Consider the following 20,680-nt stretch of genomic DNA (forward strand, 5'->3'; position numbering starts at 1 on the left):
CGCTCAGGCGGCGGGCTCGTCGTCCTCGTACTCGGTGACGAAGGCACGCCCGAGCTCGCGGACCGCATCCAGGGAGGATGCGTCGGCGAGCAGGGAGCTGAGGTGGTAGTCGGCGACCGACTCGGCCAGGGCATCAGGACTCGCCAGGGCCTTCTCGTCGTCACGCCGGCCGTGCCAGAGCCGGTGCTGGGCGCCTTCGTTGAGCGAGAGCAGCATCAGCGCGGTGGCGGCGGGGTCGGTCTGACGCAGCTCACCGCTGTCGACGCCCAGCTCGAGGAGCTGGGCGGCCGCGTCACGCAGCTTGTCGCCGTCCTCCTCGAAGCCTGCGAAGACCTGCGGCTGCGCCAGGGCGGCCACCTCCAGCTCGTAGAAGTCGAGCGGGGCGGTGCACAGCTGGCGGACGTCGGTGTAGAGGAAGGCGTAGAGCCGCGGAGCAGCCGGGCCGTCCTCCTCGAGAAGCTTCTCCGCGAGCGTGAGCGACTCGCGGTTCTTCTCCATCAAGGCGGAGAGGATCTCCTCCTTGGATTTGTAGTAGTAGTACATCGAGGACTGGCGCAGTCCGACGCACTCGGCAATCTGGCTGATCGTCGTCGCCGCGACCCCTTGAGCGGTGAAGAGGCGGGATGCCTCTTTGAGAATCTCTTCCCGCGGGTTCGCCGAATTCCGTCCACTGTTGCGCGGCCGACCGGTGCGCTTGGGGCTGGCCAACTCTCGATTGGTCACGGGCTGCAGTCTACTCTCAGGATATGTTCCACGTCACAGAGCTGAGCGGCTGATCAAGCGAGAACGTCAGCCTCGCAGCCAGCCAGCTGCTTCGGTGGCCCAGTAGGTCAGAATGACGTCCGCGCCCGCCCTCTTGAAGGCGGTGAGTGTCTCCAGGATCGCCGGTTCGCGGTCGATCCAGCCGTTCGCGGCGGCGGCTTCCAACATCGAGTACTCCCCTGAGATGTTGTAGGCAGCCACCGGAACATCGACAGACTCACGCACTCGCTGCAGGACGTCGAGATACGGGAGCCCGGGCTTGACCATCACGATATCGGCACCCTCAGCGACGTCAAGGAGCGCCTCGCGGACGCCCTCCAGCGCGTTGGCCGGATCCTGCTGGTAGGTGCGCCGGTCGCCCTTGAGGGCGGAGTCGACGGCCTCGCGGAACGGGCCGTAGAAGGCCGAGGCGTACTTCGCGGAGTAGGCGAGGATCGAGACGTCGGTGTAGCCCGCGCCGTCGAGAGCATCGCGGGTCACCGCGACCTGGCCGTCCATCATCCCGGACGGGCCGACCATGTGGACGCCGGCCTCGGCGTGGGCGATCGCCATCTGGGCGTAGATCTCGAGGGTGGCGTCGTTGTCGACGGAGCCGTCCTCGGCGAGCACGCCGCAGTGACCGTGGTCGGTGAACTCGTCCAGGCACAGGTCGCTCATGACGGTGAGCGCGTCGCCCACCTCGGAGACGACGTCGGCGATGGCCACGTTGAGAATGCCGTCGGGGTCCAGCGCGCCCGAGCCCATGGCGTCCTTCGTCTCCGGGACACCGAAGAGCATGATGCCGCCGATGCCGGCGGACGCGGCCTCGGACGCGGCCTTCCGCAGCGACTCCCGGCTGTGCTGGACCACGCCGGGCATCGTCGAGACCGGGACGGGCTCATCGATCCCCTCGCGCACGAACGCGGGCAGGACCAGGTTGGCGGGACGTACGGCCGTCTCCGCGACCATCCGGCGCATGATCGGCGTGCGGCGCAGCCGGCGGGGACGGATCACGGGCTTCTCGATGCTCATCGGCACTCCATCGCAAAAGGGTACGTTCCACGGTAATGCAACAGCCGCGTGCACCCACACTCGGGAGCACGCGGCTGTTGCCGTCGAACGGTCGGTTCAGGAGGTGCGCGAACGGCGGCGCGAGGCGGGGCGCCGGTCGGACGGCTTGGTGACCGGCAGGCCCTGCTCGACCAGCGAGGCACGACGCGCGGCACCGAAGGCGGCGAGCGCCTCGGTGAGCGCCTCGATCGACGGCTCGGGCGACATCACGTCGACCCGCAGGCCGTGCTCCTCGGCGGTCTTGGCGGTGGCCGGACCGATCGCCGCGATCACCGTGGAGGTGTGCGGCTTGCCCGCGATGCCGACCAGGTTGCGGACCGTGGACGAGGAGGTGAAGACCACCGCGTCGAACTTGCCCGTCTTGATCGCGTCACGGGTCGGCGCGGGCGGCGGGGCCGCCCGGACGGTGCGGTAGGCGGTCACGTCGTCGCACTCCCAACCGAGGTCGACCAGGCCGGCGATGAGGTTCTCGGTGGCGATGTCGGCGCGCGGGAGGAAGACCCGGTTGATCGGGTCGAGGTCCTCGTCGTACTCCGGCCACACCTCGAGCAGGCCGGCGGCCGACTGGTTGTCGGTGTTCGGCACCAGGTCGGGACGCAGGCCCCAGGCCTCGAGCGCCTGCCCGGTCTTCTCGCCGACGGCGGCGATCTTCAGACCGGAGAAGGCGCGGCAGTCCAGGCCGTACTCGTCGAACTTCTCGCGTACGGCACGCACCGCGTTGATCGAGGTGAAGGCGATCCAGTTGTAGCGGCCCTCGACCAGGCCGCGTACGGCCTTGTCCATCTGCTGCGGGTTGCGCGGCGGCTCGACGGAGATCGTCGGCACCTCCTCGGGCACGGCACCGAAGCCCTTCAGCTTCAGCGACAGCGCAGGCGCCTGCTCCTTGGTGCGGGGCACCAGCACGCGCCAGCCGAACAGCGGCTTCGTCTCGAACCACGAGAGCGTCTCACGCAAGTTGACCACCTTGCCGATCACCACGATCGCCGGCGGCGCCATCCGTGCGGCACGAGCGTCGACGGCGATGTTCTCCAGCGTCGACTCTACCGTCGACTGCTCGGTCGTGGTGCCGACGCGGGTGATCGCGACCGGGGTCTTGGCCGAGCGGCCCGCCGCGATGAGCTCCTTGGCGATGTCGCCGATCATGCCGACACCGGAGAGGAGAACCAGGGTGCGGTTGTCGGCGTATTGGCTCCAGTCGATCTTCTCGTTGCAGGTGACGACCGCGACCTCTTGGTGGTCCTTGGTCGTCAGCGGGATGCCGGCGTAAGCGGGAACGGCCGACACCGACGAGACGCCGGGGACGATCTCGAAGCCGATGCCCGCCTTGGCGCAGGACTGCGCCTCCTCGGGGCCGGAGGCGTAGAGGAAGGGGTCGCCGGTCATCAGGCGCACGACGCGCTTGCCCAGCTTCGCCTGCTTGACGACGGCCTTGGCACGGGCGGCGTTGGCCAGGGGCTGGCCGTCGACGCCGAACCCGCCGTCGATGAACTCGGGTCCGACCGGTTCCGGGGTCTCGTCACCCTCGGCCGGCTCGACCGGCTCGGGGATGCCGAGAACGCCGCGCACCATCGAAGCGTGCTCGGGGGCCTCGGTCACGACAACATCGGCCTGCTTCAACAGGTCGATCGCCCGTACCGTCAGCAGCTCAGGGTCACCAGGACCGCTGCCGACGAAGGACACCCAGCCCAGTGGGGTGGCCGAGCTGTGCTCGGCCGTCTGCTCGGTGGTCTTTGCTCGGGTCATGCGTTGTGCACCTTGTCCTGCTCGGGAGCGGTCTGGGGGGAACCGCCCGTGTCCATGACAGCCTGGCCGGGGTCAGTGGTGGGGTCGTCGGTCAGGTCTGCTGCACCCTCGGCGAGCATCTCCTCGGCGAGCCGGCGACCGACGCCTGCGGCGTCGTCGAGCGGCCCGGATGCGGAGAGTCGAATCGAGAGCGAGCCATCGAGTGAGAGCGCGACTGCCCGCACCCACAGCTCTGGTCCTTCCTCACCCTCAACCACGTCGGCGAGGGTCCCGATGGGCGCGGCGCAGCCACCTTCGAGGGTGGCGAGCACCGCGCGTTCCGCCTCGACAGCCGCTCGGGTGGGCGAGTCGTCGAGGGAAGCCAGAATCTTGCGTACGTCGGCATCGGCGTCGCCTGCGCGGCACTCGACCGCCAGGGCCCCCTGACCAGGAGCGGGCAGCACCTGGATCGGGTCGAGGACCTCGGTGACCTCGTCGAGCCGGTCGATGCGGGCCAGGCCGGCACGCGCGAGCACGACCGCGTCGAACTCGCCCGAGCGGACCTTGCCGATGCGGGTGTCCACGTTGCCGCGGATGCCGGCCAGCTCCAGGCCGAGGCCGAGGGCCTTGATCTGGGCGACGCGTCGCGGTGAGCCGGTGCCTACCCGCGAGCCCGGCGGGAGCTCGCCGAGGGTCAGGCCGTCGCGGGCGACGATCACGTCGCGCGGGTCCTCGCGCGGCAGGATCGCGACCAGCTCGATGCCTTCCTCGGGGTAGGTCGGCAGGTCCTTGAGGGAGTGGACCGCGAGGTCGATCTCCTTGGCGTGGAGCGCGTCGCGCAGTGCGCTGACGAAGACGCCGGTCGAGTTCGCGCTGGTCAGCGGGGTGTTCGCCGCCTGGGTGCGATCGCCGTCGGAGACGATCTCGACCAGCTCGACGATGTGGCCCTGGGCGCGGAGCATCTCCGCGACGAGGGTCGACTGGGTGACGGCGAGCTGGGAACGGCGGGTGCCGAGGCGAAGAGTTCTCATGAGGGGTCTCCTGGGACATCGGCCCGGGTCACCGCGGAGACGGCCTCGGGGTCGAGCGCGAAGAGCTCAGCCAGTGCAGCGGCGTAGGACACCGCGCCGGTCTCGTTGGCGAGCTCCTTGACCCGGACGGTCGGCTCGTGGAGCAGCTTGTCGGCCACGCGGCGTACGGCGTGCAGCACCTCCGCGCGGGTGGCCTCGTCGAGGCCGGGCAGCTTGTTGTCGAGACGCTCCATCTCAGCGGCGACGACACCAGTGGCCATGCTCCGCAGCGCGACCACCGTCGGGGTCACCGCGGACTGGCGACGAGCGCTCAGGAACGCCGCGACCTCCTGGGTGACGATGTCGCGGACCGCGAGCACCTCCTTGCCGGCGGGCGAGGCGTGCAGCTCGTCGGCGAGGGCAGCCAGGTCGATCAGGGTGGCACCCGGGAGCGACCCCGCGGCGGGGTCGATGTCGTGGGGCAGGGCCAGGTCGATCAGCGCGATCGGGCGGCTGCTGCGGTCACCGACCATGTCCGCCGGGACGAGCAGCCCGCTGGCGCCTGCGCAGGTGATCACGATGTCGGCGGCCGCGACCTCGTCGGCCAGCGTGTCGAGCGAGGCGGAACGCGCGGAGTACTCCTTGGCGAGGCGCTCGGCGTTGGCCGTGGTGCGGTTGACCACGACCACGTCGGCGGCCCCCAGCCGGGAGACGGTCGCGGTGGCCAGCCCGGCCATCGCACCGGCGCCGACGACGGCGACCCGCTTACCGCGTACGTCACCCACGGCTCGCGCGGCGCGGTCCAGCGACGCGGTGACGAGCGACGGAGCGGCCTGGTCGATGTCGGTCTCCGCGCGCGAGCGCTTGCCGACCCGCAGCGCCTGCTGGAACAGGCTGTTGAGCGCCGGCCCGACCGTGCCCATCTCCTGGCCGAGCTGCAGGGCCGCGCGGGCCTGCCCGAGGATCTGGCCCTCGCCGACAGCCATCGAGTCGAGCCCGGCAGCCACCTTGAACAGGTGGGAGACGGCACCGTCGTCGTAGTGGACGTAGAGGTGCGGCAGCATCGTCTCGAGCGTCTGACCGGCGCCCTCGATGATGCGGCGGGAGAGCTCCTCGACGGAGCCGTGGAAGCGCTCGACCTCGGTGTAGATCTCGAGACGGTTGCAGGTCGCGATGACCGCAGCCTCGCTGACATGCTCACAACCAGCCACGTCGGCGAGAAGCTTCTGCAGGCCGTCCGCGTCCACCGACGCCGCCTCGAGCAGCGAGACCGGCGCAGAGTTATGTGAGATGCCGACAACAAGGACGCTCATGCCGTGATCCCTTCCTCGGAACCATTGTCCACCGTCTCGTCAGCTTCTGCAGCCTTGCGCGACTCGTGATACGCGAGGATCTGCAGTTCGATCGAGAGATCGACCTTGCGTACGTCGACACCCGGCGGCACGTTCAGGACGGCGGGCGCGAAGTTGAGGATGCTGCTGATGCCGGCCGCCACCATCGCGTCGGCGACGTCCTGGGCAGCGGTCGCCGGCACCGAGATGACTCCGATCGAGACCTGCTCGGCCGCGACGATCTCGGCCAGGTCGGCGAACGGCCGGACCTCGAGCCCGGCGACCGTCTGGCCCTGCATCGGCGCGGCCGCGTCCAGGAGCGCGACGGTGCGGAACCCGCGGCTGCTGAAGCCGGAGAAGTTGGCGAGCGCCTGACCCAGGTTTCCGATACCGACGATGATGACCGGCCAGTCGTGGGTGACGCCGATCTCGCGGGCGATCTGGTAGCTCAGGTAGTCGACGTCGTAGCCGACCCCACGAGTGCCGTAGGAGCCCAGGTAGGAGAGGTCCTTGCGCAGCTTGGCCGAGTTCACCCCGGCGGCCGTCGCGAGCTCCTCGGAGGAGCAGGAGGCGATGTTGCGCTCAGCGAGCGAGGTCAGCGCCCGGAGGTAGACCGGAAGCCGGGCGACAGTCGCCTCGGGGATGTCCCGGTGGGGGTCCTGGGCACCGCTGCCCTCGCCCGTATTCGTACTCCGTGCCGTCACGCTCTGCTCTTTCAATGCCGGCGCCACAGACGGGGGCTTTTTAGCCCGGGATCGCCCTGCGGCTCAGCCACCATACGGAGTTTGTGACCGCGAGAACAAACTCGCAGAGCGTCGGCTAGCACACGTGTTTGCGGAGTTGTCAGAGGGGGGTTGTTCAGGGTAATGGGCCGATCGACAGTTATTCTGGGGAGCGCGCGAGCGCTGCCCTCAGCCGCTCCTCGGAGACACGCCAGAAGTCGTGCTGCTTCCCGTCTACGTACGTCACGGGCACCTCGTTCGTGAATCGCTCGCGCAGTTCCTCGTCGGCGTCGATGTCGACCTCGGCGTAGTCGTCCCCGACCACCTTCTCGAGGACCAGCCGAGCCTCGTCGCACAGATGGCAGCCCTGACGGGAGTAAAAGGTCACACGCGGTTCCATCCGACCATCTTGACACCTGGGTCCCCTCACGGCGTCCGGACCACTACTGTTGGCGAAATGAGCAGCGCCAGCGACCGCCGCCGTGCCGAGCTGCGGCGAAAAGACCTCAAACGCCGCTCGGCTCTCGCCGGGGAGGCATCGGCCGCGGCCGCGGAGATCGAGGCCTGGCTCTATCCGACGGCCGGAGACCCGACGGCAGCGGCCTTCTTCGACGTGGACAACACGATCATGCAGGGCGCGACGATCTTCCATCTGGCCCGCGGCCTGCACCGGCGCAAGTTCTTCCGTACGCGGGACATCGCCTCGGCCGCGTACAAGCAGGCCTATTTCCGGGTGGCCGGGGTGGAAGACCCGGCCCACATGGAGTCGGCGCGATCGTCGGCGCTGTCGTTCATCCGCGGCCATCGCGCCGAGGAGGTCGAGAGTCTGATGGAGGAGATCTTCGACGAGGGCATGGCCCACCGGATCTGGCCCGGCACCAGGGCACTCGCGCAGACCCATATCGACCAGGGGCAGCGGGTGTGGCTGGTGACCGCGGCGCCCGTCGAGGCCGCGCGGGTCATCGCTCGGCGGCTCGGGCTCACCGGCGCGCTCGGGACGGTGGCGGCCACCGAGGACGGCGTCTACACCGGCGATCTGGTCGGCGAGATGCTCCACGGGCCGGCCAAGGCAGAGGCGGTCAAGGCGATCGCCGCCCGGGAGGGCCTCGACCTCTCTCGCTGCGCCGCCTACTCGGACTCCTACAACGACCTGCCGATGCTCTCGCTGGTCGGGCATCCGTGTGCGATCAATCCGGACGCGCGCCTACGCGCCCACGCGCGCGTGAAGGGCTGGCCGATCCGTGACTACCGCACCGGGCGCAAGGCCGCCCGGGCCGGCGTGGTGACCGCGGCTCTGGGCGGGGCGGCCACAGGGGCGATCGCGGTGGCGATCGCGCTTCGCGGCCGGCGGGACTGATCGCGCCGTTGGCGACCTGTATGCAGTGCCGGGTATTCGCCGCGCTGTCAGGAAATTGCCAACACACGCCGACGCAACTTCGGCTCGGGACCTGACATCTGGATGCCCTAACCCGTAAGGTTGGGCTCGCTCAGGGGGAGTCTTCGGGAGGGACCCACATGTCGCGCCGCGCCAATGACGTCCATCGTCGCTTGGATGCGCTGCGTGCTGCGGTCGAGCTCTTGATGAACGAGGGCTACGAACCCGCCTACGCCGGCGTTGCCGGTGCGTCCGGTCCGCTCGCCGAGCCCGAGCGTCGCGGCTCGGGTGGCACCCACGAGTCCAAGCCCCGCTCCGACAACGAGCCGGACGACGACGCCGAGCTCGCCACCTCCTCGGAGGAGAGCGAGGCCGACCGCACCCGGCTGATCGCGCTCGTCGAGCTCGCCCGTAAGGGTGACAAGGAGGCGTTCGGCCTCCTCTACGACCACTACCACGGAGCGGTCTACCGGTTCCTCTTCTACCGGACCCGCTCCACCCAGGTCGCCGAGGACCTGACCTCGGAGACGTTCTTCCGCGCGCTCCGCTCGATGACCGGCTTCCGCTGGCAGGGCAAGGACTTCGGCGCCTGGCTGATGACCATCGCGCGCAACCTGGCCACGGACCACTTCAAGGCGGGACGTACGCGCCTGGAGATGACCACCGAGGACATGGGCCAGCACGACTCGTCCTCGGACGGGCCGGAGAAGATCGTGATGGCCGGGATCACCAACGAGATGCTGCTCGGGGCTCTCTCCAAGCTGCCCGACGAACAGCGCGACTGCATCGTCATGCGTTTCCTCCAAGGGCTGTCAATCGCAGAGACAGCGGCTATCCTCGGGCGCAGCGACGGAGCCGTGAAACAGCTCCAGCTGCGCGGGATCCGCAATCTCGCCAAGCAGATGCCTGACGGGATCCGCTGATGACTGTGTTCCGCACCACCTTGAATGCTCGACCGGTTGCCGTAACCCGCGGCCGGGGCGACTCGTTGTCCGACATGGCAGCACCTTGTGCGCAGCTGTTTCGACGAATCCCTGACAGCCGATACCGAGTAGGAACCCCCCGATGAGCCCGGCATTCCCGGCGCGAAAGCGTGCCGACGAGTTCGACCGAATGGTCGCGGCTGCTGCCGCGACGGATCGGCGTGCCTCGCAGTCTGCCGACGAGCTTCGTGATCTGGCCGTCTTCGCTTCGTCGCTCTCCACTCTCAGCGACTCCGCCGTCCCCAGTCGCGACTTCTCCGTCTCCCTTCGCGAGCGCCTCATGGCGGCCGCCGACACCGAGCTCGTGCCCGCGCCGCGCACCGAGAAGACGGTCGAGCGCAAGCTCACCGTCGGCCCCGTACGCAGGCCGCGCCGGCAGCGCAAGCTGGCCGTCGCCTTCGCCGCGATGGCGATCGTCGGCGGCACCGCGGGTGCCGCGGCCGCGTCCCAGACCGCTCTGCCCGGTGACTCGCTCTACCCGGTCAAGCGCGCCGTGGAGAACGTCTCGGCCGGATTCACGGTCAGCACCCAGGCCCGTGGCATCCGGATCCTCGAGGACGCCGGCACCCGCCTGCGCGAGGCCAAGTCGCTGGTCGCCGACGAGCCGATGACCGACTCCGAGCGGGTCACCGCGACGCTCGAGACCTTCTCGCGTCAGGCTGCGCACGGCTCCGACCTGCTGATCAGCGACTTCGAGCAGTCCCAGGACAACGACTCGCTCGCCCAGCTGCGTACGTTCGCGGCCGATGGCGTCGAGGAGCTGGCCGAGCTGAGCCCGAAGGTGCCCGAGCGGGCCGAGCCGGCCGTCTCTGACGCCGCTCAGACCCTCGTGCTGATCGACCAGGCCGCCGCCCAGCTCTGCCCCACCTGCGAGGGTGGCATCACCGAGCTTCCCGCGACGCTGGTCTCCAGCCTCACCTCCGACATCGACGGGCTGCTTCCGGCCGACACCGTCGTCGAGGCCGAGGCGCTGCCGCCGCTCACCCAGGACGACAACGCCCTCGACCTGCCCTCCATCGACCCCGACAAGATCGGTCCCGGCTCGGTGACCGACCCCAAGGGCGAGAAGTACGACCCGGAGAAGCCCTCCGAGGAACCGGAGGAGGACGGCAGCATCCTGCCGACCCCGTCCACCCCCTCCGACGGCGATCCCTCCGAGGAACCCGACACCGACCCCGGCACCGTGACGGACCCCGTCACCGGTCTGGTCACCGGCGTCACCGGCCTGGTCGGCGACGTGCTCGCCGGCGCCACCGGCCTCCTCACCCCGTAACCCAAGCCGAAGCGTCACTGGCGCCGGTCGAGTTGGCACACGCGTGCCGTCTCGGCCGGCGCAGCTGACTTCTCGGCCGGCGGGGGTGACCTCGCGGGATCAGCCGAAGACGGAGGCGCGCTCGCCCAGCAGGCGGTAGAGGGTCTGCTGGATCGTCTCGCGCACCTGGTCGGTGACGTTGAAGACCAGCATCGGGTCGTCAGCCTCCGAGGCGTCGTACGCATCGGTGCGGATCGGCTCGCCGAACTCGATCAGCCACTTCGATGGGAGCGGGATGAGACCCAGCGGCCCGAGCAGCGGGAAGAACGGCGTGATCGGCAGGTAGGGAACGCCGATGACCTTGGCGAGGGCCGGAATGTTGCCGACCAGCGGATAGATCTCCTCGGCGCCGACGACGGAGAGCGGAACGATCGGGACGCCGGTGCGCAGAGCAGAGGAGACGAAGCCGCCACGGCCGAAGCGCTGGAGCTTGTAGCGCTCGCTGTAGGGCTTGCCGATGCCCTTGAAGCCCTCGGGCCAGACGCCGACCAGCTCGCCGTTGCGCAGCATCCGCTCGGCGTCCTCGCTGCAGGCCAGCGTCGCGCCCGCCTTGCGGGCGATGTTGCCGACGATCGGCATCCGGAAGACCAGGTCGGCCCCGAGCGGGCGCAGGTTGCGACCGAGCTCGTCGTGGATCGAGACCATCGTCATCAGGCCGTCCATCGGGATGGTGCCGGAGTGGTTGGAGACGATCAGGGCGCCGCCGTCGGTCGGGATGTTCTCGATGCCGCGCACCTCGACCCGGAACCACTTCTCCTTGATCGGCCGCAGCACGGCCAGCATGAAGCGTTGAGTGAGCTCGCGGTCGAAGCCGTATTCGTCGACGGAGTATTCGCCGGAGATCCGGCGGCGCAGGAACACGATGAACCGAGCGAGCTGCTCCTCCCACTCGGCACCGAAGACCTCTTTGGCGGCGCTCTCCAGAGCCGCGGCCCAGTCGGCCGCCGGGATCGCCCGCAGCGGGTGGCGCTCGCGGGCCGTGGTGCCGGTGAAACCCTGGGCGGGGGACTCAGTCACCGGGCGCTCCTGTCAGTCGGCTCTCCAAGGCGGCCAGCGCACGGTCGGCACGGTTCGCGGACGGCATCACGCTGTCCGCGAAGTCTACGACCGTGTCCTCGGTCGTGTATCGGGGTTCGAAGCCCAACAGCGAGCGCATCCGCGTGGTGTCGACGCCACGACCGTAGGTCAGCAGCGCCCTCAGCTCGGCGGGATACTCGCCGCCGCCGAACCTCGCCAGGCCGAACAGAGGCTCGGGGATCGGCACGGTGACCCGCTGCAGCCGGCGCGCGACCTGCGAATGGGTCAGCACGCCGTCGCCGGCGACGTTGAACGTCCCGGGGACCCCGGTGCGTACGGCATGCTCGAGGACGCCGTAGAGGTCCTGCTCGTGGAGGAACTGCAGGCGCGGGTCGAAGCCGAGCACGTTGGGCACGACGGCGCGCCGGAAGTGGGACGCGATGGGGCTGATCACGCTCGGCCCGAGGACGTTGGCACAGCGCAGCACCGTGACGGCGATGTCCGGGCGACGACGGGCGAAGCCGCGTACGTAGGACTCGATGTCTGCCGCGTCGCGGGCATAGCCGGAGGACGGGGTGCGCCGCGGCTCCATCGACTCGGTGAACATCGCCGGGTCGCGGCTGCTCGCCCCATAGACCTGGGTCGTCGACTTCACCACGACCTGACGCAGGGACGGCGCGGTCTGACAGGCCGCGAGGAGCTGCATCGTCCCGATGACGTTGAGCTCCTTCATCGTCGAACGACCCCCGGTGGTGCCGGGGGTCGCGATGACGCTGAGGTGGACGACGGTGTCGACCTCCTCCTTGGCGATCACCTTGGCGATCACCGGGTTGCGGATGTCGGCTCGGACGAATCCGACCTTGCCGATGTCACCGCGAGGCGGTGCGACATCGACGCCGATCACCCGCTCGACGTTCGGGTGGCGGGCGGCAGCGCGCGCGAAACGGCGACCGAGGTCACGCGAGACCCCGGTGACCAGGAGGACCCGACCGGGTCCGGTGCGTTCCGCCACCTACGCCACGAACGTCACTTGCCGAGCTTGCGGCGCTGGACGCGAGTCTTCTTGAGCAGCTTGCGGTGCTTCTTCTTCGCCATGCGCTTGCGACGCTTCTTGATGACAGAACCCACGGGGAACCCTTCACGATCGTTGCAGAGAATGCCGGCCCGGTGCCGACGCGGCCACTCACCGCAGCGCGCGGCAAACAGACCTAGGGGGTAAGACTAACGAAGCCAGGGCACCCAGAGAGAATCGGTGACCCGATGCGACCGGTGTTGCCCCCGCGCCCATCGTGCCCGGGCGCGGGGTCCGACAACTAGCCCGCGTTGTAGAACGAGCTCTTGAGGTATTCGTTCGCGTCGTCCTCCCGAACCCGGAAGGAACGACCGACACGCACCGCAGGCAGCTCGCCCGAATGAACCAACCGGTAGACCGTCATCTTGGATACGCGCATCATCGACGCAACCTCGGCAACGGTCAGGAACTTGCTGTCAGAGATGTCTCCAGAAGGAGTAACCATCTGCTTCCACCGTTCTCTCTCGAGTGATCGCGACGCCGGCGGCTTCCCCACCGCCGGTCCAAAACGCGATCCCAAAGTGAGAATAGGGCCTGATGTGACTGATGGGGAAGGGGACACCCCTGAGAATCTCACATACCACCGGCGTGTCGAGTTGCATTCGGGCGCGACGAACTGCGGTTTCTAGACCGTCCCGAAACTATGTGACCGGCTACGGCATCGGGTCGAGCCCGTGCAGCGGGAACACCGCTGTGCGAGTCGCGTGGACCTGCCGGTCGAGCCACGTGCCGGGGTCATATCCGCTCCCCCAGTCGCGGTAGGCCGGTTCACGTCCGTCCGTCATGCGCAACGGTGCGACCCTCCCGAGGCGCGTCTGCACGTGCTCACGCCAGCCACCTGGCACGTCGAGCGTCGGCTCCAAGGGATTCCCCGACACTAGCGCAAGAAGGTGCGTCCATGCGCGTGGCACGACGTCGACGACCGCATAACCACCGCCGCCGAACGCCACCCACTTGCCCCCGCACACCTCGTGGGCGAGCTCGTGGAGCGCGACGTACGCCGCCCGTTGGCCGTCCACGCTGAGCGCCAGGTCGGCGAGGGGGTCGTCGGTGTGCGAGTCGCAGCCCTGCTGGGTCACCAGGATCTCCGGCTGGAACTCCCGGATCAGGTCGGGCACGACGGCATGGAAGGCGCGCAGCCAGCCGTGGTCGGCGGTGCCGGGCGGCAGTGCGACGTTGACCGCGCTCCCCTCGGCCTCCGGTCCGCCGACCTCCTCGGCGAAGCCGGTGCCGGGGAAGAGCAGCTGGCCGGTCTCGTGGAGGGAGATCGTCAGGACGCGCGGGTCGTTCCAGAAGGCCCGCTCGACGCCGTCCCCGTGGTGCACGTCGACGTCGACGTAGGCGACCTTCTTCACGCCCTGGTCGAGGAGCCACTGGATGCCGGCGGCGACGTCGTTGTAGATGCAGAACCCGGCGGCCCGTCCGCGCATGGCGTGGTGGAGGCCGCCCATGATGTTGGCGCTGTGCAGACTCTCGCCGGAGTAGACCTGGCGGCAGGCCTCGATGCTCGCGCCGACGATGTGGGCGCTGGCGTCGTGGATGTGCGCGAAGACCGGGTCGTCCTCGGTGCCGAGGCCGTGGGCGAGGTCCGACTCGCCGCTCCGGCCGGCCTTGATGACCGCCTCGATGTAGCTCTCGTCGTGGATGGTGAGCAGCTGCTCCGGGGTGCCCATCGGCGCCTCGACGACCTTCAGGTGGTCGAGTACGCCGAGCTCGCCGGCCAGGCGCATCGTCAGGTCCACCCGGATCGGCGCCATCGGGTGGGTCGGGCCGAAGTCGTAGTCGGCCAGACTCTCGTCGAAGACGACCGTCGAGTGCCCCTGGCACGAGGTCGGCCACGTGGTCGGCGGAGTCGTCATGAGCCACACGGTATCTGTGACGTGTGAGACACTGGAGAGGTGTTCAGCATTCGTTCCACCCAGTGGTGGTCCGCCTCCTAGGCGGTCCACCCGATTGTTGAGCACTCACATCAGGCCGCCCACGGGCGGCCTTTCTCGTTGATCGTCGCTGACCCGTGGGCCTCACCACCCCGAAAGGTCCACCATGACCAGGCGACTCTCCCTCATCACACCCTCCGGCCGACTCACCATCGGCAACCTGCTCGGCGCGCTGCGCCCGATGGCCGCCACGGCCGACTCGGACGCCTTCTACGGGCTCTCCGACCTGCACGCACTGACGCTGCCGCACGAACCGTCGGTGCTGCGTACGCGGACAGAGGAGATGGCTCTCCTCCTGATGGCGTCCGGACTCGAACCGGCCACGTTGTTCATCCAGTCCCACGTCCCCGCGCATCGGTCGCTCAGCTATCTGCTCGAGTGCGTCGCGCACACCGGTGAGCTGGGCCGGATGATCCAGTTCAAGGAGAAGTCGCGCCGGGTCGGGGCGTCGGTGCGCGCCTCGCTGTTCACCTATCCGGTGCTGATGGCGGCCGACATCCTGCTCTACGGGGCGACCGAGGTGCCCGTCGGTGACGACCAGCGCCAGCACGTCGAGCTCGCCCGGGACATCGCGATCCGGTTCAACACGACGTACGGCCGGGTCTTCTCGGTCCCCCAGGCGGTGCACCCCGAGGCCGGGGCCCGGATCATGGATCTGGCCGAGCCGACCCGCAAGATGTCGAAGTCGGCCGGCGACGCGCATCCGGGCTCGATCTTCCTGCTGGACGACGCCGATGTCGTACGCCGCAAGGTGGCCCGTGCGGTCACCGACTCCGTCGGGGACGTCTCCCGCGACGAGGATCGGCCGGGGGTCAGCAACCTGATCGACATTCTCGAGGCCTGCGGCGGATCGGCGGCCGGGCTGTCGAACTACGGCGGGCTGAAGGCCGCGGTCACCGACGCGGTCGTCGCCGAGCTCGAGCCGATCCAGAAGCGCTACCGCGAGCTCGCCGCCGACCGGGCGTACGTGACGAAGGAGTACGCCGCCGGAGCCGAGCGCTGCCGCGAGGCGACCGCGCCGGTCCTGGCCGCGGCGGAGGCGGCGATCGGGCTGGGCTGAACGCGTCCAGGGGTAACACGGTGTTCGCACGGGTAGCAGCGGGCTGCAGCCCGCTGCTACCCGGCGTAACACCGTGTTACCCCTGTTTGGAACCGTCAGATCCGCACGTCGGCCAGCTCGCCCACCCGCGCACCCTGCGGCCGCAGGTAGACCACGAAGGTCACCAGGGCGCAGATGGCGTAGAAGATCGTGAAGGCGACGAACGCCGACTTGGTGGCGTCGAGGGGGTTGTCGACCCAGGGGCTGTTGAAGGCGATCGGGATGAGGAAGCCGCCGACAGCGCCGACAGCGCCGATGATGCCGACCGCGGCGGAGGACTTCTTGGTCGAGCCGACGAGTGCGGCCTCTCGCTCGGCGGTGCCCGGCGTGGTGGCCAGCTCGGCCTCACGACGGAAGATCGCCGGGATCATCTTGTACGTCGAACCGTTGCCGATGCCGGTCGAGGCGAAGACCAGCATGAAGAAGCCCAGGAAGACCGGGAACCAGGACTGGTTCTCGAACGCGATCGCGGGGGTCGCGTCCGGGTTCGGGGTGAGCTGCATCAGGGTCCACAGCACCCCGAGGGTGAAGACGACCAACCCGATGAACGCGCCGAGCGTGACCTTCGCGCCGCCCCAGCGGTCGGCCAGCCAACCACCCAACGGTCGGGTCGCGGAACCGATCAGGGCGCCGAGGAAGGCGAAGTAGGCGAAGTAGATGCCGGTGCCGAGCGGCGCCGGCTCGGGCACCCAGAAGTTGAGCTTGATCAGCAGCGGCATCGCGGCGGAGTAGCCGATGAAGGAACCGAAGGTGCCGATGTAGAGGAACGACATGATCCAGGTCTGCTTCGACTTCACGACCGAGAGCTGTTCCTTCGTGGAGGACTTGGCGTCAGTGATGTTGTCCATGAAGAAGAAGGCCGCGAGGATCGCGATGACGGCCAGCGCCGCGTAGACGAACGCGGCCCGCTCGAGGTGGATTCCGCCGTCGGAGGCCTTGATCAGCCCGAAGATGCCGGCACCACCGACGATGACCGGCAGCAGGAACTGGATGAGCGCGACGCCGAGGTTGCCGCCGGCGGCGTTGAGGCCGAGCGCGGCGCCCTTCTTCGCGGAGGGGTAGAAGAAGTTGATGTTCGCCATCGAGGAGGCGAAGTTTCCGCCGCCGAGACCGGCGGTGGCGGCGATGACGCAGAAGACCCAGTAGGGGGTGGACGGCTGGGTGACGGCGTACGCGAAGCCGAGGGTCGGCACGAGCAGCAGCGCGGCCGACATCATCGTCCAGTTGCGGCCGCCGAACTTCGGCACCGCGAGGGTGTAGGGCACCCGCAGCAGCGAGCCGACCAGGTTCGGGATGGCGATCAGGAAGAACAGCTGGCTCGGGGTGAACTCGAAGCCCTGGGCCACCAGGAAGGCCGAGGAGACCGACCAGATCAGCCAGACCGAGAAGCCGAGGTGCTCGGCGAAGATCGACCAGATCAGGTTGCGGCGGGCGGTCTTGGCCCCGGTTTCCTCCCAGAAGGTGGCGTCCTCCGGACGCCAGTCGTCGATCCAGTAACGGCGGCTCATGGTGGGCTCCTCATATGCGGGCAGTCGGCGAGATGCCACTCACCATCGCCAGTCCACGTTTCAACCGGCGCCAACCCTGGCGCGCAAGCCCGTCAACTTCCTCTCACGACCTCACAGGGCTCACGACCTCACCGCTGAGGAAGTACGTGGCGGGCGGCCCGAGCCGCCCGCCACGTACGTCTTGTCGCTGATCCGCCGCGGACTCAGCCGAGGTAGCGCTCCCACGGGCCGGTGATGGCCAGGGTGTAGCCGGGGTCCTGCATGTTGACGAAGAGGACCTTGCCGTCGGGCGAGAAGCACGGCCCGCAGAACTCGGAGTCGTTGAGGTCGTTGCGGGCGATGGCGTACGCCGGGCCGCCCGGGAACGCGCCGAGCACGTGCGACGCGCCAGAGCCGTCCTCGGCGAGCACCAGCGATCCCCAGGGGGTGACGGTGACGTTGTCGGGGCCGTCGAAGGTGAGGTCGGTGTACTTCGGCGCCGGGGCATCGTCCTCGGACTGCGTCTGGTGCGGGAAGTACGTCACCAGCTGGATGGTCTCGGCCGCGTAGTCGTAGAACCAGACCATGCCGTCGTGCGGGCTCGCATCGGCAGGGAGATCGGTGTCCTCCCATGCGTACGAGTTGACCACGTAGACGCCCTCGTCGGTGCCCCACACGCCCTCGAACTTGCGGCCGCGGGTGACCTCGCCGTCGGCGAACTGCTCGCGGCACGGCGTCTCCTGGGCGTCGCGCTCGGGGACGGTCTTCCACTTCACCGGGAAGGGCTGGCCCATCTGCGCGGAGGTTAGGTAGGCCACGTCGGGCAGCACCGAGCCGTCGGGGAGGATGATCTGCATCGCGGCGAGCGTGCCGGCGTCGTCGGCCAGCTCGGTGAGCACGCCCGGGCCGAGCCTCACCCCGGCCGGAGCGGTCCAGCGGTAGAAGAGCCCGTTGGGCTCGTCGGCGTCCTCGGAGAGGTAGACCTTCGTGCGGGTCTTGTCGATCGCGAGGGCCTCGTGGTCGTAGCGGCCGAAGGCCTTGATCGGGCGCGGGTCGGCCGAGCCGTCGGCCCAGACCTCGAAGACGTAGCCGTGGTCCTTCTCGTAGACGCCCTTGGTGCCGTCCTCGCCCTCCCACTCCTCGCCGGCGTCGTTGACGGTCTCCTCGCAGGTCAGCCAGGTCCCCCACGGCGTCGGGCCGCCGGCGCAGTTGGTGGAGGTGCCGGAGATCGCGACGAACTCACCGAAGTTGGCGCCGCCCGCGTCGGTGGTGATCACGGTGCAGCCGCCCGACGGCGCGCCCGGGTCGTAGACAGTGCCCTCGACGAGCGGCACCGGGATGCCCTCACCGGGCTCGATCTCGTGGTTCTGGATGAGCGTGTAGCGCCCACGCCTGCCGCCGAGCACCATCATCCCGTCGTGGTTGGACGGCGTCTTCTCACCCGTCCTCAGGGTCGTCTCCCCGGCGGAGGTGACGATGGCGTACGCGAACCCCTCGGCCAGCGCGAGGATCCCCTTGGGGTCGTCCACGAGCGGCGGGAACGGCTCGCGGGCACGCTTGCGTCCGGGAGTGCCGGGCCGCGCCGGCTTCGCCTCGGCAAGAGCGGGAACGGCACCGGCGACGGCCAGGCCGACCCCGGCCGCGGCTCCTCCGGTGAGCAGGGAGCGTCGAGTTGCGGACATGGGTTGGTACTCCTCGGAGCTTGGTAGGGGATCCCGAGACAGGTCTCAGCCCTCTACCCAAGCCACTCCGCAACACCTGCGCGCCCGCGCGAGATGAACCTCAGGCGACGGCGGCGTGAAACGTACGCCGACGGCGCCTCAGGCCGCTCCGAACAGGCCGGTCAGGCCGGTTCTCCGGGCGGGGCCGGAGCGCCCGCTCTCCCACGCGTATCCACACCTGCAGCACATCAGCCGCCGGCGGCCCCCCGCCGAACGCGAGAGAACCCGGATCTCCTCGTCTTCGGTGCACTTGGCACACATAGCCGAAGTCATCGAGTGAACTCCTCGCACTTCTCAAGTGAACAGAATCTGTACAACTCTCCCCAGGGTGACATATCCACCGGCCTGTCCACCAGATGAGCACTTCCTGTGGGCGAACTGTAAAGCGCTATTGACCAGCGGGAACGTCATCGGCGTTGGCCACGCCGTAGGGGATGTGGACCCCGGCGATCGACCCGACCGCCTCGTCCAAGTGGGTCGTCTGGTCGTCGAAGAAGATCAGCGGGCGGAGCACCTCGAGCACTCGCACCTTCTCCACACCACCGAGGAAGAACGCCTCGTTGACGTAGACGTCCCAGGACTGCAGCGACCGGATCGCCCGCTCATGGGCCGGGGCGCCGCGGGCGGTGACGAGCGCGATCCGCAGCCGTGGCTCGTAGCCCGGGTCCTCCAGGCGGCGCTGCTCCTCGATCTGCTGGATCCGGTTGAGGTCGCGCAGCAGCGGCTGCAGCGGCCCGGGCTCGAGCGGCTCGGCCTTACGGCTGGCCTCGTAGGCCCGGTACTTCTCGATCCCCTCCTCGCGGAAGACCCGCTCGGAGCCGTCGTCCGCGAGCACACCGTCGAAGTCGAAGGCGACGACGACGGAGCGGTCGGTCTCGTCGTACGTCGCCACCGACGGCAGCACGTGACCGGCCGGGAATCCCTCGCGGCTGGCCGCGATGACGTCCTCGCGGTTGCCGCTGAGGAACAGCGACATCCCGAGCGCGCCGATGTAGGGGTGAGGCGAGCGACCCTGGGTGAAGACCGCGCGGGTCATCGGCAGGCCGTGGTGCTCGATCGAGCGCATCACCCGCAGACCGGTGTTGGGGTCGTTGCGCGAGACCACGATCACCTCGACGAGACCGTCGTCGGCGTCGGCCGCCAGGTCGTTGAGGCTCAGCAGCCGCTTGATGAACGGGAACGCGACCCCCGGCCGGAGCGGTTCGTCGATGCGCTCGTCCTGGTAGCGGCGGTAGGCCTCCTCGCCGTGCTCGCGGAAGTAGGAGTCCGACTCGGTGAGGTCGAAGAGCGCGCTCGACGCGATCCCGACGACCAACCGGTCCCTCAGCTCGTATCCCACGCCTCGCAACCTACCGCCGATAAATCGATAAATCGTGTGCGTTCGGGGTCATGGCCTGTCTAACGTGGTCGGCATGCAGCAGCGACCGCGCCCGTGAAGACACTGCACGGGTTGTGGGGAAGCGGCTATCCCTCCTGGGTTGGGTCCAGGCGATCGCGGGTTCGAGTCCCGCCAACCCGACGACGAAATCAGTCCGCGTTGGTGACGCGGAGGAACTCCTGGACGTCGAAGACGGCCCGGAAGACGCCGGCGGCCTTCGGGAGCAGCGGCGCGACCTCGGCGTACGGGACGACGCGCGGGTCGGTGACCCGGTGGTCGACGCCGTTGTAGACGATCGTGGCCGAGTTGGCGGCCAGCACGTTCTGGGCCCAGTCGACCTTCGAGGTGTAGGGCAGGTTGATGACGAAGCCGTCGGGGGTCGGGAACGGCGTGATCGGGGTGGCGTACTCCCGTCCGCTCGCGCGGCCGACGTGGAGGACGACGCCGTTGGTGGCGCCTTCCATCCCGGCGGTCTTCAGGGCCTCGGAGGCGAAGCGCTTCGAGAAGGCGCGGATGCGGTCCTGCAACCACGGCGACTTGTTGCGCATGCCGATCACGAAGGCGGCGCCCGCGCCCGCTACGCCGACAGCCAGCAGACCCGGGATCACTCGACTCAATCGCATGCCGCAAACCTACCTCGCGCCCATGCGGTGGCCCGGGTGACAGATAGCGTGGGCGCCGTCACAATTGTTTGATCGGAAG

The 20,680-nt window shown here is 69.0% G+C and carries 20 protein-coding genes and 1 tRNA gene; 5 read left to right on the plus strand and 16 right to left on the minus strand.

Annotated elements, in window-relative coordinates; genetic code table 11:
• Positions 1-3: 3 nt before the first annotated feature.
• The 7 genes from OH802_RS02190 to OH802_RS02220 form a co-directional block, all read right to left on the minus strand.
• Positions 4-723, minus strand: coding sequence for a TetR/AcrR family transcriptional regulator (locus tag OH802_RS02190; protein ID WP_406024694.1), 720 nt, complete (start codon positions 721-723; stop codon positions 4-6).
• Between the two features lie 66 nt (positions 724-789).
• A complete protein-coding gene (gene hemB / locus OH802_RS02195; protein ID WP_406024696.1) occupies positions 790-1,773 on the minus strand; it encodes a porphobilinogen synthase in 984 nt (327 codons plus the stop codon).
• Between the two features lie 96 nt (positions 1,774-1,869).
• Positions 1,870-3,555, minus strand: a complete 1,686-nt coding sequence (locus OH802_RS02200; protein WP_406024698.1) for a uroporphyrinogen-III synthase — start codon at positions 3,553-3,555, stop codon at positions 1,870-1,872.
• A complete protein-coding gene (gene hemC, locus OH802_RS02205) occupies positions 3,552-4,565 on the minus strand; it encodes a hydroxymethylbilane synthase (protein ID WP_406024700.1) in 1,014 nt (337 codons plus the stop codon). Before hemC ends, OH802_RS02200 begins: the two co-directional genes overlap by 4 nt.
• Positions 4,562-5,857, minus strand: a complete 1,296-nt coding sequence (locus tag OH802_RS02210) for a glutamyl-tRNA reductase (RefSeq protein WP_406024702.1) — start codon at positions 5,855-5,857, stop codon at positions 4,562-4,564. Before OH802_RS02210 ends, hemC begins: the two co-directional genes overlap by 4 nt.
• Positions 5,854-6,579 carry a redox-sensing transcriptional repressor Rex gene (locus OH802_RS02215; protein WP_406024704.1) on the minus strand — a complete coding sequence of 242 codons (726 nt, stop codon included), beginning with the start codon at positions 6,577-6,579 and terminating at the stop codon, positions 5,854-5,856. The genes OH802_RS02210 and OH802_RS02215 overlap by 4 nt, the downstream gene beginning before the upstream one ends.
• Positions 6,580-6,757: 178 nt before the next feature.
• The gene (locus tag OH802_RS02220; protein ID WP_357338520.1) at positions 6,758-6,997 is read right to left on the minus strand and encodes a glutaredoxin family protein; all 240 of its coding nucleotides are present in this window, start codon (positions 6,995-6,997) and stop codon (positions 6,758-6,760) included.
• 57 nt (positions 6,998-7,054) lie between these two features.
• Between OH802_RS02220 and OH802_RS02225 the strand changes: the two genes are divergently transcribed.
• The 3 genes from OH802_RS02225 to OH802_RS02235 all read left to right on the plus strand — a co-directional run bounded on the left by OH802_RS02225 (position 7,055) and on the right by OH802_RS02235 (position 10,228).
• Positions 7,055-7,954 (plus strand): HAD family hydrolase, encoded by a 900-nt coding sequence (locus OH802_RS02225; protein WP_378825760.1) that lies wholly within the window; start codon positions 7,055-7,057, stop codon positions 7,952-7,954.
• A 191-nt stretch (positions 7,955-8,145) separates the two neighbouring features.
• Positions 8,146-8,895, plus strand: a complete 750-nt coding sequence (locus tag OH802_RS02230; RefSeq protein WP_406024707.1) for a sigma-70 family RNA polymerase sigma factor — start codon at positions 8,146-8,148, stop codon at positions 8,893-8,895.
• Positions 8,896-9,037: 142 nt separating this feature from the next.
• Entirely contained in the window at positions 9,038-10,228 is a 1,191-nt protein-coding gene (locus OH802_RS02235; RefSeq protein WP_406024709.1) for a DUF5667 domain-containing protein, read from the plus strand.
• A gap of 99 nt (positions 10,229-10,327) precedes the next feature.
• On the opposite strand, the gene OH802_RS02240 is transcribed toward OH802_RS02235, so the two are convergent.
• The 5 genes from OH802_RS02240 to OH802_RS02260 form a co-directional block, all read right to left on the minus strand.
• On the minus strand, positions 10,328-11,284 hold the full coding sequence (locus OH802_RS02240; RefSeq protein WP_355229768.1) for a lysophospholipid acyltransferase family protein: 957 nt from the start codon (positions 11,282-11,284) through the stop codon (positions 10,328-10,330).
• Positions 11,277-12,296 carry an NAD-dependent epimerase/dehydratase family protein gene (locus tag OH802_RS02245; protein WP_406024712.1) on the minus strand — a complete coding sequence of 340 codons (1,020 nt, stop codon included), beginning with the start codon at positions 12,294-12,296 and terminating at the stop codon, positions 11,277-11,279. Before OH802_RS02245 ends, OH802_RS02240 begins: the two co-directional genes overlap by 8 nt.
• Before the next feature lie 14 nt (positions 12,297-12,310).
• Positions 12,311-12,412 carry a 30S ribosomal protein bS22 gene (locus OH802_RS02250; protein WP_008356322.1) on the minus strand — a complete coding sequence of 34 codons (102 nt, stop codon included), beginning with the start codon at positions 12,410-12,412 and terminating at the stop codon, positions 12,311-12,313.
• A 185-nt stretch (positions 12,413-12,597) separates the two neighbouring features.
• Positions 12,598-12,801, minus strand: a complete 204-nt coding sequence (locus OH802_RS02255) for a helix-turn-helix domain-containing protein (protein WP_008356311.1) — start codon at positions 12,799-12,801, stop codon at positions 12,598-12,600.
• Between the two features lie 208 nt (positions 12,802-13,009).
• Positions 13,010-14,215, minus strand: coding sequence for an acetoin utilization protein AcuC (locus OH802_RS02260; RefSeq protein WP_406024721.1), 1,206 nt, complete (start codon positions 14,213-14,215; stop codon positions 13,010-13,012).
• Between the two features lie 184 nt (positions 14,216-14,399).
• Here OH802_RS02260 and trpS point away from each other — a divergent pair, with 184 nt between their 5' ends.
• Complete coding sequence (gene trpS / locus OH802_RS02265) at positions 14,400-15,353, plus strand: tryptophan--tRNA ligase (RefSeq protein ID WP_406024723.1); 954 nt, start codon at positions 14,400-14,402, stop codon at positions 15,351-15,353.
• Between the two features lie 95 nt (positions 15,354-15,448).
• Here trpS and OH802_RS02270 read toward each other — a convergent pair whose 3' ends face one another.
• From OH802_RS02270 to OH802_RS02280, 3 genes are all read right to left on the minus strand, one after another.
• Positions 15,449-16,900 (minus strand): MFS transporter, encoded by a 1,452-nt coding sequence (locus OH802_RS02270; RefSeq protein WP_406024725.1) that lies wholly within the window; start codon positions 16,898-16,900, stop codon positions 15,449-15,451.
• Between the two features lie 203 nt (positions 16,901-17,103).
• Positions 17,104-18,561: an alkaline phosphatase PhoX gene (locus tag OH802_RS02275; protein WP_406024727.1), complete on the minus strand. Its 1,458-nt coding sequence runs from the start codon at positions 18,559-18,561 to the stop codon at positions 17,104-17,106.
• A gap of 427 nt (positions 18,562-18,988) precedes the next feature.
• Entirely contained in the window at positions 18,989-19,939 is a 951-nt protein-coding gene (locus OH802_RS02280) for a 5'-nucleotidase (RefSeq protein WP_406024729.1), read from the minus strand.
• A 107-nt stretch (positions 19,940-20,046) separates the two neighbouring features.
• On the opposite strand from OH802_RS02280, the gene OH802_RS02285 reads away from it, so the two are divergent.
• A tRNA-Pro gene (locus tag OH802_RS02285) sits at positions 20,047-20,119 on the plus strand.
• 8 nt (positions 20,120-20,127) lie between these two features.
• Here the strand turns inward: OH802_RS02285 and OH802_RS02290 are convergent.
• The gene (locus tag OH802_RS02290) at positions 20,128-20,601 is read right to left on the minus strand and encodes a hypothetical protein (RefSeq protein WP_406024731.1); all 474 of its coding nucleotides are present in this window, start codon (positions 20,599-20,601) and stop codon (positions 20,128-20,130) included.
• Between the last annotated feature and the right edge of the window lie 79 nt (positions 20,602-20,680).

It is taken from the genome of Nocardioides sp. NBC_00850, from assembly GCF_045207335.1.
GTDB lineage: Bacteria > Actinomycetota > Actinomycetes > Propionibacteriales > Nocardioidaceae > Nocardioides.

Excerpts from the sequence above, each read along its gene's own strand:
- hemB (WP_406024696.1), bottom strand. The coding sequence starts at position 1,773 with ATGAGCATCGAGAAGCCCGTGATCCGTCCCCGCCGGCTGCGCCGCACG.
- OH802_RS02200 (WP_406024698.1), bottom strand. The coding sequence starts at position 3,555 with ATGACCCGAGCAAAGACCACCGAGCAGACGGCCGAGCACAGCTCGGCC.
- hemC (WP_406024700.1), bottom strand. The coding sequence starts at position 4,565 with ATGAGAACTCTTCGCCTCGGCACCCGCCGTTCCCAGCTCGCCGTCACC.
- OH802_RS02210 (WP_406024702.1), bottom strand. The coding sequence starts at position 5,857 with ATGAGCGTCCTTGTTGTCGGCATCTCACATAACTCTGCGCCGGTCTCG.
- OH802_RS02220 (WP_357338520.1), bottom strand. The coding sequence starts at position 6,997 with ATGGAACCGCGTGTGACCTTTTACTCCCGTCAGGGCTGCCATCTGTGC.
- OH802_RS02225 (WP_378825760.1), top strand. The coding sequence starts at position 7,055 with ATGAGCAGCGCCAGCGACCGCCGCCGTGCCGAGCTGCGGCGAAAAGAC.
- OH802_RS02235 (WP_406024709.1), top strand. The coding sequence starts at position 9,038 with ATGAGCCCGGCATTCCCGGCGCGAAAGCGTGCCGACGAGTTCGACCGA.
- OH802_RS02255 (WP_008356311.1), bottom strand. The coding sequence starts at position 12,801 with ATGGTTACTCCTTCTGGAGACATCTCTGACAGCAAGTTCCTGACCGTT.
- OH802_RS02260 (WP_406024721.1), bottom strand. The coding sequence starts at position 14,215 with ATGACGACTCCGCCGACCACGTGGCCGACCTCGTGCCAGGGGCACTCG.
- trpS (WP_406024723.1), top strand. The coding sequence starts at position 14,400 with ATGACCAGGCGACTCTCCCTCATCACACCCTCCGGCCGACTCACCATC.
- OH802_RS02270 (WP_406024725.1), bottom strand. The coding sequence starts at position 16,900 with ATGAGCCGCCGTTACTGGATCGACGACTGGCGTCCGGAGGACGCCACC.
- OH802_RS02275 (WP_406024727.1), bottom strand. The coding sequence starts at position 18,561 with ATGTCCGCAACTCGACGCTCCCTGCTCACCGGAGGAGCCGCGGCCGGG.
- OH802_RS02290 (WP_406024731.1), bottom strand. The coding sequence starts at position 20,601 with ATGCGATTGAGTCGAGTGATCCCGGGTCTGCTGGCTGTCGGCGTAGCG.